12 protein-coding genes and 2 pseudogenes are annotated in these 11,861 nt (G+C 55.1%); 3 read left to right on the plus strand and 11 right to left on the minus strand.

Features of this window, described 5'->3' with window-relative positions:
• Positions 1-137: 137 nt before the first annotated feature.
• Positions 138-1,133, plus strand: a pseudogene (gene ilvA, locus ACYZTR_RS13540) (threonine ammonia-lyase, biosynthetic); the annotation flags it as partial.
• Positions 1,134-1,157: 24 nt separating this feature from the next.
• On the opposite strand, the gene ACYZTR_RS13545 reads toward ilvA, so the two are convergent.
• Positions 1,158-1,463 carry an NIPSNAP family protein gene (locus tag ACYZTR_RS13545; RefSeq protein ID WP_461979527.1) on the minus strand — a complete coding sequence of 102 codons (306 nt, stop codon included), beginning with the start codon at positions 1,461-1,463 and terminating at the stop codon, positions 1,158-1,160.
• 20 nt (positions 1,464-1,483) lie between these two features.
• Positions 1,484-1,966 carry a serine protease inhibitor ecotin gene (gene eco, locus ACYZTR_RS13550; protein ID WP_461979529.1) on the minus strand — a complete coding sequence of 161 codons (483 nt, stop codon included), beginning with the start codon at positions 1,964-1,966 and terminating at the stop codon, positions 1,484-1,486.
• 301 nt (positions 1,967-2,267) lie between these two features.
• Between eco and ACYZTR_RS13555 the strand changes: the two genes are divergently transcribed.
• Positions 2,268-2,537, plus strand: coding sequence for a DUF1652 domain-containing protein (locus ACYZTR_RS13555; protein WP_461979531.1), 270 nt, complete (start codon positions 2,268-2,270; stop codon positions 2,535-2,537).
• On the opposite strand, the gene ACYZTR_RS13560 is transcribed toward ACYZTR_RS13555, so the two are convergent.
• Positions 2,534-2,929: a hypothetical protein gene (locus tag ACYZTR_RS13560; RefSeq protein ID WP_461979533.1), complete on the minus strand. Its 396-nt coding sequence runs from the start codon at positions 2,927-2,929 to the stop codon at positions 2,534-2,536. The two genes, ACYZTR_RS13555 and ACYZTR_RS13560, sit on opposite strands and share 4 nt — an antisense overlap.
• A 91-nt stretch (positions 2,930-3,020) precedes the next feature.
• Positions 3,021-3,287, minus strand: coding sequence for a DUF2790 domain-containing protein (locus tag ACYZTR_RS13565; protein ID WP_461979535.1), 267 nt, complete (start codon positions 3,285-3,287; stop codon positions 3,021-3,023).
• Between the two features lie 508 nt (positions 3,288-3,795).
• Between ACYZTR_RS13565 and ACYZTR_RS13570 the strand changes: the two genes are divergently transcribed.
• Positions 3,796-4,089 (plus strand): hypothetical protein, encoded by a 294-nt coding sequence (locus ACYZTR_RS13570; RefSeq protein ID WP_461979537.1) that lies wholly within the window; start codon positions 3,796-3,798, stop codon positions 4,087-4,089.
• Positions 4,090-4,271: 182 nt separating this feature from the next.
• Here ACYZTR_RS13570 and ACYZTR_RS13575 read toward each other — a convergent pair.
• The 7 genes and pseudogenes from ACYZTR_RS13575 to tssI form a co-directional block, all read right to left on the minus strand.
• Positions 4,272-4,507 (minus strand): annotated as a pseudogene (locus ACYZTR_RS13575) (DUF2931 family protein); the annotation flags it as partial.
• 50 nt (positions 4,508-4,557) lie between these two features.
• A complete protein-coding gene (gene tnpC / locus ACYZTR_RS13580) occupies positions 4,558-6,111 on the minus strand; it encodes an IS66 family transposase (protein ID WP_461979539.1) in 1,554 nt (517 codons plus the stop codon).
• Positions 6,112-6,128: 17 nt separating this feature from the next.
• On the minus strand, positions 6,129-6,488 hold the full coding sequence (tnpB, locus tag ACYZTR_RS13585; protein ID WP_461979541.1) for an IS66 family insertion sequence element accessory protein TnpB: 360 nt from the start codon (positions 6,486-6,488) through the stop codon (positions 6,129-6,131).
• A 71-nt stretch (positions 6,489-6,559) separates the two neighbouring features.
• Complete coding sequence (locus ACYZTR_RS13590; protein ID WP_461979543.1) at positions 6,560-6,991, minus strand: DUF2931 family protein; 432 nt, start codon at positions 6,989-6,991, stop codon at positions 6,560-6,562.
• Between the two features lie 20 nt (positions 6,992-7,011).
• The gene (locus ACYZTR_RS13595; RefSeq protein WP_461979545.1) at positions 7,012-7,662 is read right to left on the minus strand and encodes a DUF2931 family protein; all 651 of its coding nucleotides are present in this window, start codon (positions 7,660-7,662) and stop codon (positions 7,012-7,014) included.
• Between the two features lie 20 nt (positions 7,663-7,682).
• Positions 7,683-8,333: a DUF2931 family protein gene (locus tag ACYZTR_RS13600; protein WP_461971598.1), complete on the minus strand. Its 651-nt coding sequence runs from the start codon at positions 8,331-8,333 to the stop codon at positions 7,683-7,685.
• A complete protein-coding gene (gene tssI / locus ACYZTR_RS13605; RefSeq protein WP_461979718.1) occupies positions 8,326-11,793 on the minus strand; it encodes a type VI secretion system tip protein TssI/VgrG in 3,468 nt (1,155 codons plus the stop codon). The genes ACYZTR_RS13600 and tssI overlap by 8 nt, the downstream gene beginning before the upstream one ends.
• Positions 11,794-11,861: the final 68 nt, after the last annotated feature.

The raw sequence follows: 11,861 nt of genomic DNA on the forward strand, positions 1-11,861 counted from the left end.
TATTGCGCTGCCAGCCAAGCATTATTACCGCCATTCCTTATTTGGCGGGCTAGCTCACGACTGCAGCACCCAACCCGCCCTAGAGGCGGGTTTTTACTTTCTGTCTCTTGGGCTCCGATCAAAGTCAGGAGACAACCATGAGCAGCATCCCCGCCCAGCAGGCCTTGCTTGAGCAATACGTGAAAAAGATCCTTGCCGCGCCAGTGTATGAACTTGCGGTGCGTACGCCGCTGCAAATGGCACCGGCGCTGTCCGAGGCCCTCGGCAATCAGATCTTGCTCAAGCGCGAAGACTTGCAGCCGACCTTTTCCTTCAAGATCCGCGGTGCCTACAACAAACTGGTGCAACTGAGCGATGAGCAAAAGGCTCGCGGCGTGATCACGGCTTCGGCAGGCAATCATGCCCAGGGCGTGGCGCTGGCGGCGCGTGAATTGGGGATCGCCGCAACGATTGTGATGCCATGCACCACGCCGGAGTTGAAGGTGCTCGGTGTGCGCAGTCGGGGCGCTGATGCGGTGCTGTATGGCGAGAGTTTTCCGTTTGCGCTGGACTATGCACTGAGCCTGGCGCGGCAAACCGGTCGCACCTTTGTCTCGCCCTTCGATGACCCGGACGTGATCGCCGGGCAGGGCACCGTCGCCATGGAGATCCTGCGTCAGCATCAGGGTCCGCTGGACGCGATCTTCGTGCCGGTGGGGGGTGGTGGCCTGATCGCTGGCATTGCGGCGTACGTCAAATACCTGCGACCTGAAGTCCGCATCATCGGCGTCGAGTCAGAACATTCCGCCTGTCTGTACGCCGCATTACAGGCGGGTGAGCGAGTTGTCCTGCCCAGTGTAGGAAACTTCGCCGATGGCGTGGCAGTGGCGCAGATCGGCGCCTATGGCTACGAAGTCTGCCGGTTCTGCGTCGACGAAGTGATTACCGTGAGCAACGACGAACTCTGTGCCGCCATCAAAAATATCTACGACGATACCCGCTCGATCACCGAACCTTCCGGTGCATTGGCCGTGGCCGGCATCAAAAAATACGTGGCGCAAACCGGTAGCCGAGGCCAGACCCTAGTCGCCATCGACTCGGGGGCCAACATCAATTTTGATAGTTTGCGGCATGTCGCCGAACGCGCCACATTGAGCGGCGCCCCGGTGTAAGGGATGTCAGGCCAGCAGCGGACGTAGGAAGGTCCGCTCATAACTGACGATAAACTTCTTCTCGACCAGCGAAGCCACGAGCGCGGCGCTTTCGGCGTCAGTCATCGCGATACGCCGGTAGCTCTCGTAGTCCGCCAGCGAAGGAAAACTGAACAGGCAGTAGGCGATATTGCTCGCGCCCTCGGACGGCAGGAAGTATCCGTGGTGCGTACCGCCCAAACGCTCGACGATGCCCAGCCAGGCCTTGGCGTAGGCTTCGAATTCGCTGAGTTGATACGGATCGATCACATATTTGACGTGGCAGGTAATCAAAATGGCGCTCCTGTGGCGGGTTATTCCTGGATGGCTTTCTCAACCCTGCTCGACGCCGACCAGATCCGGTAACGGACTTCGACGTCTTTGGGCACGTAAAGCACGATTGGCAGTTTGCTGTTGTAGCGCAGCATGAACCCGTCACCGACCACCGGCACGAAGTCCTTTTTGCTCTTGCCATCCGGGCAGGCCATTTGCGTATTCATCGGACCGATAACTTTTTCCAGTCGGTAGAACGGATAACCCCAGCCTTCGAGGTTTTTCTCCTCGAGAATACCGCCCAGTCGTTGGCGATTGCAGTCGACGGTCAGGGTTTTGCCGGCGAGGATCTCGACCTGGACGCTGTCCTCCTGAGTCTGTGGGGCAAGGCGTATGACCTGGCGGGTAAAACCGCTCTCGGCTTTGGGGAACGGCACGACTTCTTCGAGTTTTGAAGCGTGAGCGACGGTCGATAGCTCTGCAACAATCAGCCCAACGGTAGTGATTAAGGTCAAAGAACCCATGATGCCTCCTTGCGTGTGTGTGGGGTCGGCGGATACTGAAAGTCTGGCCGCATTCTTACTGCCGTCAGCTGCGAATGCAATCATCAGGGAAGTGTGCATTTTGCAGGGCTACAACCGGCCTTTCTTGCAGATTGCATGAGGCCATTTAGCGGTGGTTTCGCTAAATCTTTGATTTACCGATGAGCTGCAGGGCGAAATCCTGGGCATGTTTTATGCTGAAGCTGGTCTTGAGCTGACCGAGGATTTCATTGAGTCAGTATCGATAGCTCATTGGCAGTCTCACATTAAGGAGAGGGTTGACATGTTTCTTTCTGCCTTGGAACTTCGCAATATCATTGAAAGCAGTTTTCTGCCGAAACGTTGTCAGTGCACGCTGTCGCCGGACCTGTCTATGACCGTTAAGGTGTATTCCGATCGTGAAACCGATCACCTCGACCTAATGAAGACCGGAATAAATGCTAAGCAGCTAAATGGTTGTCGAGAAATCAACGACCTGATTGCTGGACTTCGTTCTGACATGGAGCATCAGGCGGGTGCCCAGACTCTGCATCCAAACAGGAAAGCGCTTTAGCCCACGGTTTCGAGTCCCACCGACACGCGCTTGGTCTGGAGAAAAGCTAGACCCAGCGCCAACTCGACCACCACCGCGAGCAATATGCCCGGACCGGCATGGCCATTGAGCCATTCGCCGAAGCCCAATACTGCCAACCCCCAACAGCCGACCATGAAGCCATTGCTCAACGCATGGCGGGTAATCGAAGGCGCCTCGTTTCGTACCAGATAAAACATTACGCCCAACGCCGCGAACAGTATGGCGCTGCGCCGCGCAACAACGCCCACCGCCAACGAGTATTCGATGCTCCAGATTGACAGCAACCCGTCTGGCATCAAACCCCAGACCAGGGTTAGCAAAAAACACAGAAGGGACGTGAAGATGGACAAGGTACGAAACGATAACTGCATGGCTAATCCTTGCGGCAGTGGGGGGAGGCGCAAAGCATAGCGCTAGAACCCCTCACAGGAATACCGCAACGTGTTGAATCAGACCTTTCAGTCAGTTTTGATAGCTGCAAGCGTCGGAAAGCTTCCGGTAGGTGATTTCTGCAGGTTTGCCCGAGGTGTCGATGTACTTCATCTCGGCCGTTATCACTTTGCAATCCAGCGTATTCGGTTCAGTCAGGGCAACGACCTTACCCACATGAAGCGGCATGCCGTAGTGATAGGGCGTGGCCTGGGCGGTTGAAGTGTCATTGGCCTGAGCCAGTCCGGCGAACGCGGTGCAGGCGAGGGCGGTGGTCATCAGCAAGGTGCGCATGTTCATGAAGGTTCTCCGGTGCAGGCTTAAAGTCAGCTCGGGGTGTGAGGCGCCGAACCTGCCGCACTGGGCGTCAGAAGAGTCTGAAGGCGTGCGGTCCAGTAAAGTTTTGGACCGCGGGGTTAAGCGATGGTTAACACCGCTGAATGCCGTCTGTCGCGATGATGTTTCTGACAGAGAGTTCATGCGGGTAAAAAAACTGAGGGAGCTTCGGCCCGGTCCTACACGCTTGGACTCTTTGTCGTCTTTCGCCGGCAAGCTATCAGCGTTTACTGTTTGACCTCGCTGCAAATCAGCGAGCAGGTTTGGTCACCTGATGCCTTCACACATTTGTGTGCCATCATTCGCGCTGCGGACATCTATGTCCTCGTAGTGCGTTGCAATGGCGGCTGTGTGCGGGACGCCTTCGGGCGAGCCGATTTGATGGTATCGGTTGACCAAGCCTGTACACAGTCCGCCTCCCATCGTTTGGTCACGGTGCTGGCGGTTATTGACTAATCATCGAGTAATTACTATGCCTACGCTAAATCCATTCCCCGATCGCTATCGCTCAATCAAAAGCAGCGTTACCGACTCAAACCCAATGGTCATCGATACAGAGGCCGATCCCCAAGACATTCTCGAAGCCGCTTTACAGCGCATTCGAGCCTCCAGCCAGTTACTTGAAACGCTCCATTGCCAGTGTTTCAGGAACGGTGATGTTCAAGACATTCCGCACATTACGCATGCGCTTTATCTGCTGACGCATGGGTGCGATTTGCTGAAGGTTGCTCAGCAGCGGATGATGGGGTGGAAGGCGCCGGTCTGACTTCTAACATTTACAGACAATCCAGCGCCCGTCGGCGCTGGATTGTTTATGGCCGGGTGTTTGATCTATTTGATGCTTACTTGAGGCGTACAACCTTGAATCCATGGCCATTAGGAACTTTAAGCTTTCGCATTAAAACGGTGACTTTAAGGGGTGGATTTAATTATTTGACAGTGCTGTTATTACCACGAGCCATATGGCACACCAAATTTTTCGACGTAGGCTTTGGAAACTGCTGAAAGGGGCCGGTGGTGACCTCCAGATTCGCCCTCGTACGGGCCACGCGGATCAATCTCAGCTTTACCCTAGTGACTTCTATCGGTGGCAGACACGACCCCATCACCCACATTTTGGCTATACCACCGGGCGCCAAATTGATAACTAGTGCGTTGCGGTATTCTGTTATCCACTTGCCATCAAATGGTATGCGATCCATGAAGCACACCTACCGCCAGATGCGCTTCCCGTTTACCGTGGCATTTCCGGCGAGCAGTTCCACGGCAGCAAGGCTTCGTAGTCTTCCACCGAGGAGGCATGCGGCAAGCACTCAAGTACGTGGCGCAGCCACGTATAGGGCTCTTGGCCGTTGACTTTGGCGGTCTCGACCAAGCTATAGATCTGCGCACTGGCGGTGGCGCCTTTGGGTGTATCGCTGAACAGCCAGGCCTTGCGCCCGATCACAAACGGCTTTATTGCACGCTCCGCTGCGTTGTTGTCGATAGGTAAAAAACCAGCTTCAACGTAACGCTCCAGCCGAAGCCAGTTGCTCGCCAGATAATTAACCGCTTTACCCAGCACGCTTTGCGGTGTCACTTGGGACTGCGTTTTATCCAGCCAGCTTTTCAACTGGGCGAGGATCGGCAAGCTCTTTTCCTGCCGACCGATAAATCGCTGCTCGTCGCTGACGTCTTTCAGCTCACGCTCGATGCCATACAGCTTGTTGATCATCGTCAGCCCGATATCGGCACGCCCGGTCTTGCCCTTGGGCTGCACTTTCTGTGCTTCCACGAACTTGCGACGTACATGAGCCATGCACGCCAGACGTTCCACGCCCGGTTGCAACGCCAGCGCGTTATAGCCTGCGTAATCGTCGGTCATGACATAGCCGCGATAACTTTCCAGCAGACGCAGCGGTACGTCCTGCGCACGGCTGGAGGTGTAGTCGAACAGCACGACTTTGCGATCCGGCGGGCCGCTTGCTTGCACCCACATCCAGGATTGGCTGGTCGGGTCTCGATCCGGCTCTTTGAGTACCTGGACGCGGGTTTCATCGCAGTGGATGACCGGACTTTCCAGCAACCGCTCGCGCATCAGATTCAATAACGGTTGCAGATGTTCGCCGCACTGGATAATCCAGCGGGCCAGCGTTTGGCGCGGGATTTCTATGCCATGTCGGCTTAGCACCGTTTCAAAACGATGCAGCGGCAAGCCATCGACATACTTGGTGGTCAGCAGCATCGCCAACACGCTTGGACTGGCCATGCTCTTTTCGATTAATTGAGCGGGCTTGTCGGCGGTGACCGGCGCTGTTTCACAGCCACGGCAGCCGTAAACCTTGCGGATATGTTTGATCACGCGGATCTGCATCGGCACGATGTCCAGCTGTTCGCTGGTTTCTTCACTGATCACATGCTTGCGGCAACCGCAGGCACAGGTCAGTTCGTGTTCGGGCAGTTCGTGGATGACTTCGATACGCGGCAGATCAGCCGACAAGGGTTTGCGCTTACCACGGCGTAGAGTCGGAGCAACGACTTCTTCGTCAGCGTCGCCGACTGAAGGCATCGGCTCGCTTTCGGGCTCGTTGAACAGTGCCAGTTGCGGTGTGTTGGGCTCGACCGTCTGCTCGGATTTGCGCCCGAAGATACGATCACGCAACAGCTTGATCTGTTCTTTCAGATCAACAATGTGGGTGGCGTAAGCGTCTTTGACTTCCTGCTCGCGCGAGCGTGCTTCGTAACTCTCAAGCAGCATCTGTTTGAGCAGTACAGGATCGTCAGGAAGGTTTTCGGGCAATGGTCGCATGCCCTGGATTATACCCGTCAGGCAACAAACCTTGGAGTCAAAACCTTGTGCGGCCGGTTGCGCCAGAGGTCAAACCCATCCAGTAACCAGTTCAGTTCTTGCACCGTCAGCACGATGGCCTCATCCAGTTCATCGGGTGAAGTTTTGAACCGCTCGGACTCCAGACGCTTGAGCCAAAGGCAGAAGCCGTTGCGCTCCCAGTACAAGATCTTCACCCGGTTCCGGGATTTGTTGAGGAAGACAAAAAGCACCGGATCGAACACCGCCACCTTTATATCCAGCTCGACCAGTGCCGCGAGGCCATCAATGGATTTTCGGAAGTCCACGGGCTTGGGGTAGAGGTACACCTTTTCGACTTTGGCGTCGGGTCTCATCATGGCGGGGCTGGCTCCGGAGAAAAAACGGGAGCACAGCATCCGACATCAGGGGAGCGCTTTGAATGTGTAGTTCATGGAGCGGTTACATCAAATGCGCAAAAAACTTTTTCTTCCTTGCGCATGATCTCCCTGGTCAAGTCAGGTACGTCGATCACCATCTGGTAAGTTCGCGGCTCGACTAGCGACTGCCAGCGGACATAGATCTTTTGGGGTAAGTCCGCCCCAGTTACATTCTTACCTTTGCCCACACCTGGTCTTTTAGGCCACCCTCTAGGGTCACCTGTATTGTTCGGAGGTGTCTGTATGGCAGCGGTGCCACTCATCGCACGTGGATACACCTGTTCCTGAATATCGACCACATCAGCCGACTCGATCCAGACTTCCATGTAATTAGGCGCTGAAAAACCCAAGCGCCAAGCTTTGTAAGGCATTGAATGACTGCTAGCAGATGTACAGCCGCTGAGCAGAAACGCGGCAATAGCGACACGTATAAAGTTACTCATTAGGATTTTGTGGCTGGCCACTACCAAGAGTCATACGGCACACCAAATTTTTCGACGTAGGCTTTGGATTCATCGGAGAGCGTGTCGTACTCACCGCCAGACTTACCTTCATAGGGGCCACGCGGATCAATCTCAGCTTGGACCCGAGTTACTTCGATCGGTGCCATGCAGGGACCTCCTACCCAGACTTTAGCGATACCTCCGGGGACCAGCCTTATACCGATTGACTGACGATATCCGGTGATCCATTTACCGTCGGCAGCGCAGAAAACTTTTTCGCCTTTGCGCATGATCTCGCGAGTCGACTCGGGTACATCAATTGCCATCTTGTACGTTTGAGGCTCGACCAGCGATTGCCAACGCACATAGATTTTCTTGGGTAAGTCGGCCCCTGTTACATGCTTACCGCTGCCGATGCCAGCTCTTTTCGGCCAGCCTCGGGGGTCGCCGGGGTTGTTGGGGGGCGTTAGTATTGAAGCAACGCCACTCATCGCACGTCTATAAACTTGGCCTTGAACATCTATTACATCCGCCGTTTCGATCCAAACCTCCATGTAGTCGGGGGCCGAGAATCCTAGGAACCAGGATTTGTAAGGCATTGAATGGCTATTGGCGAGCGCACAGCCACTGAGCAGAAAAGCGACAATAGCAATACGTACAAATTTACTCATTAGGATTTTGTGGTTGGCCACTACCAAGAGCCATATGGCACACCAAATTTTTCGACATAGGCTTTGGAAACTGCTGAAAGAGGCCGGTGGTGGCCGCTAGACTTACCTTCATACGGACCGCGCGGATCAATCTCAGCTTTCACCGTAGTCACCTCGATCGGTGTCATACAAGGACCGCCTACCCAGACTTTAGCGATACCACCGGGGACCAGTCTTATACCGATTGACTGACGATATCCGGTAATCCATTTTCCGTCGGCAGCGCAGAAAACTTTTTCGCCCTTGCGCATTATTTCCCGAGTCGACTCGGGTATATCAATTGCCATCTTGTAAGTTTGAGGTTCAACCAGCGATTGCCAACGCACATAGATTTTTTTTGGCAAATCGGCCCCTGTAACATGCTTACCGCTTCCGATCCCAGCCCTTTTCGGCCAGCCTCGGGGATCGCCGGAGTTGTTGGGGGGCGTAAGTATTGATGCGACGCCACTCATCGCACGTCTATAAACTTGGCCTTGAACATCTATTACATCCGCCGTTTCGATCCAAACCTCCATGTAGTCGGGGGCCGTGAACCCTAGATACCAGGATTTGTAAGGCATTGACTGGCTGTTAGCAAATGTGCAGCCACTGAGCAGCAAAGCCGCAAAAGCGACGCGAATAAAATTACTCATTTGGATGCACCGTGCGCACAGAGTTTTCGTCTGGTCGATTAATGAAAACTATATTCAGGTCGCTATTGTTTCGATTTTTCGCAGCGTTCCAGTTATCGGATAAATGAACATAGCGCTGAAACAGCAGTTCCTCCTGCTGTGAAGTCAGGCCTGTCGTTTTGCTTTTCCCCTGAGCGTACTCCATTAATTTTTCGGAAATGGGAACGAGTTCTGCAGGTAGCGAAAGTCGCGGCTCACCTTCGTCAATCTCGCCAAACGGTACTCCATTTTCTACGGCCAGTTCGCGCATGATCCGAAAGTAGATCAAGGAAAGATCACTGCGAACTTCGCGTTGGCTGCTGACTGCGGCATAAACGTGTTTCATGTTTTTGCGATTGTCCTTGTCAGTACTCCGAAACGGCACCTCCCAAGTCCGGACCTCCAACGAAAGGTGATATTGGGACAATTGATCTTGAAGCCGTCTCAAGTCCTGCTGGGCGAGCTTGTAACTGTTGGCTTCAGCGAAAGGGACGTTCTCTTTAACTTCGCTTTTCCGTGGCTTGCTAAGGAGGATGCGTTCCATTGCTTTTGGTAAATAGCCACCCCCCAGGTCCGAGTGCACGCCAGGCAAGACAATATCCGCCGGTCCAAGACTATTGAGGGCAAAGTTATAACGGCGTTCATTTCGAGCGACCAGTTGGACGACTTTCTTAGCCGCGTCTGGCGCCAAAAAGATGTTGATTCCAGGGTTGTAGGCGTTATTTCCGTCTAGGTCTCCTACCAGCGGATTGGCAATGGCCGCGACGGTGTCGTAAACGCCGATAAAATTTATAGATACATCGGTTTGCGGCTTCCAGGCAAAGCTGTCAGATAATAACGAAGACCCCGTGGGTATAGCTTTGGCTAGGATGCTAAGGTTGCCCTTCAACACCTCATTTGCAAAGTCTCTTGCCGCTGCGGATCCGCGGCTGAACCCGAAAATATCAAACTCGATTTTCGCCACGCGCTTATCGGGATTGTTCTCTTGAAAGAGACGGATCACTTCAAGAAGTAGCTCTGGTGTTTCTTCAACTCGAGTCCGGACACCTTGCGAACCAATGCCTGTACCTTGAGAAAAAGTGGAGTCTTCTCCAGTGCTGCTGGTACCGATTCCATCCACATAAATTCGCAGACTTGCCGTTTTGACATCAATGGGCAGCGTTATGCCTTCTTGGCTTAAGTAAAGGTCATAGAGCCTGGCTACGTTACTGACGTCATTGCCATAGCTGTTATCCGGGCTACTTCCCTTACCGTCGTAGCCGTGCGAGGCGCAAAACTGGCGAATACCCTCCGCCATATCTTGCAGATTTACATCCGGTGCAAAACAACCGTAAACGCGCTCACTGTTGTTGCGATTGTTCCCCGTACCATCAAAGAACACCCCAACTCGCAAAGTAATGTCTTCCAGCTCGACCTCTTCTTCCTCTTCCTCAAGCTCTTCCTCCTCCAGAGGAGGGGCGTTCAGTTCCCCCACGGGTGGCGCACTCAGTAGTTGTCCCGCAATGGCTGCGGCAGCGGAACCTGGGATTAATGGAGTGAGAATCTGGATACCCGTACCGACGCCAGGAGCGCCTCCGGAGTTGACCTTCACATTGGTGCCACTGATCGTCACACCCCCCGCATCCAGCTTGACGAAGCTCCCGCCAGCTTTGGCGGTCAGTTCCATCCCGCCTTCAACCACCACCTTCTCGCCTGCGTGGTAGTGAATCTCCTGTCCAGCCTCGACAAACTGCGCCGTTCCCACCTTCACATGTTGAGTCCCGGCAACTGTCAGGTGATCATCAGCCCGGGTCTCAGTCTTGCGATCCAGATGGGTAATCCGATGCTCTTGAACCTTGAACTCGCTGAAAACATTGGCCTCAACGGTGTCGTGCCGCTCATTGCCGATGCGAATCTTCTGGTCATGCTCGATGTTTTCATCCCAGTCACGCTGGGCATGCAAATAGATCTGTTCCGCACCTTTTTTGTCTTCAATACGAAACTCGTTGTAACCGTTGCCGCCCGGTGAGCTGAGGGTCTTGAAGGTGCTGCGGGTTTTGTTTGCCGGCAGGTCGTAGGGGACGACGTTTTCCTTGTGGTACAGGCAGCCGGTGATCAGTGGCTGGTCGGGGTCGCCTTCGAGGAAGGTGACGAGCACTTCCATGCCGACGCGCGGGATGGCGATGCCGCCGTAGGCGTTGCCGGCCCAGCCGGTGGCGACGCGCAGCCAGCAGCTGGTGTTGTCGTCGGCCTGGCCGTCGCGGTCCCAGTGGAACTGGGCTTTGACGCGACCGTATTCGTCGCAGTGGATTTCTTCGCCCGGTGGGCCGGTGACAGTGGCGGTCTGGCTGCCCAGGACTTTGGGTTTCGGGTGTTCGAGGGCAGGGCGGAAGTGCGCGTCCCACGGGGTGGCGAGGAAGCGATTGCGGTAGCCCTGGTGGAAATCGTCTTTGTTTTGGGTGACGTCGCTGGTGACGTTTGCGCCGAGCACTTGCGGCTGTTTGCCTTCGTGCACCACTTCCAGCAGCAGCCAGAGGTCGTTCCACTCGGCGCGCGGGTGTTCGCTCAGGGTCATGAAGTGGCCGGTGACGAGCGCGGGTTCGTCGCCTTTGCCTTCGGCAAGCTTGTAGTCGCTGCGATGGCGTTCCAGGGCGCGGGTTGCCAGTTGCTTGCCGCGTTCGCGAGTGAGGAAGCGGCCGGGGTAGTCGTAGTCTTCCAGGTCCGGGGTGAATTCGCTTTTGGCGGCGCCTTCGGGAAGGATGCGTGGTTTCTCGAAGTCGTAGTCGCGGCGGCTGACGCGGGTGGTACGGGTTTCCAGGCGTAGGTTGAAGCGTTTGATCACCGGTTTCTCGGCAGCCATGCCGGAGTCTTGCTGATAGGCCACGGGCGCAAGTTTGCGGAACACCGTCTGGTCATCGCCAAACACCAGTTTGTGGCCGCTGGCACTGTGCTGGAAGTGGAAGTGAATGCCTTCTTCTTCGCACAGGCGCTGGATGAAATGCAGGTCGGATTCGTCGTACTGCACGCAGTAATCGCGTTCCGGGTAGATCGCGCCGAGCGGGAAGCTGTAGGCGTCGGCCAGGATGCCGCGCGCTTCGAGGACCTGAGCGATGATCTTCGGCACACTCAAATGCTGGAAAATTTGCTGGTCATGGTTATGGCGCAGGTAGGCGAGTTGCGGCACCAGGCTGATGCTGTAACGGGTCAGGCTTTTGCCAGAGTCGCCTTGCTCGATGCGGTACACCAGACCGTGGATGATGCCTTTGCCGGTGGCACCGAAGGTCAGGCAGCCGGGCTTGTGCAGCAACTCTTCGAGTTTCAGGTCGGGGCGGGCGCTGACCAGTTCGATGTCGAAACAGAACGGCTGATTGAGGGTTTCGCGACCGACGAAGCTGAGTACCTGAAGGTCAACGGAAACGCCCTCCAACGTGAGGGAAATATGGGTTGCGTTCGCGTCCAGCATGCCTTTAATTCCGTCCTTTGAATAAGCTGGGGCGGATGGTGCAGGATTCAAGCGCCTCGTTCAAGGAA

The sequence above is a fragment of the Pseudomonas sp. Hz4 genome (genome assembly GCF_054898165.1).

Bases quoted from the DNA above. Each gene is read 5' to 3' on its own strand.
- eco (WP_461979529.1), bottom strand. From the start codon at position 1,966: ATGGGTTCTTTGACCTTAATCACTACCGTTGGGCTGATTGTTGCAGAG.
- ACYZTR_RS13555 (WP_461979531.1), top strand. From the start codon at position 2,268: ATGTTTCTTTCTGCCTTGGAACTTCGCAATATCATTGAAAGCAGTTTT.
- ACYZTR_RS13560 (WP_461979533.1), bottom strand. From the start codon at position 2,929: ATGCAGTTATCGTTTCGTACCTTGTCCATCTTCACGTCCCTTCTGTGT.
- ACYZTR_RS13565 (WP_461979535.1), bottom strand. From the start codon at position 3,287: ATGAACATGCGCACCTTGCTGATGACCACCGCCCTCGCCTGCACCGCG.
- ACYZTR_RS13570 (WP_461979537.1), top strand. From the start codon at position 3,796: ATGCCTACGCTAAATCCATTCCCCGATCGCTATCGCTCAATCAAAAGC.
- tnpC (WP_461979539.1), bottom strand. From the start codon at position 6,111: ATGCGACCATTGCCCGAAAACCTTCCTGACGATCCTGTACTGCTCAAA.
- tnpB (WP_461979541.1), bottom strand. From the start codon at position 6,488: ATGATGAGACCCGACGCCAAAGTCGAAAAGGTGTACCTCTACCCCAAG.
- ACYZTR_RS13590 (WP_461979543.1), bottom strand. From the start codon at position 6,991: ATGAGTAACTTTATACGTGTCGCTATTGCCGCGTTTCTGCTCAGCGGC.
- ACYZTR_RS13595 (WP_461979545.1), bottom strand. From the start codon at position 7,662: ATGAGTAAATTTGTACGTATTGCTATTGTCGCTTTTCTGCTCAGTGGC.
- ACYZTR_RS13600 (WP_461971598.1), bottom strand. From the start codon at position 8,333: ATGAGTAATTTTATTCGCGTCGCTTTTGCGGCTTTGCTGCTCAGTGGC.
- tssI (WP_461979718.1), bottom strand. From the start codon at position 11,793: ATGCTGGACGCGAACGCAACCCATATTTCCCTCACGTTGGAGGGCGTT.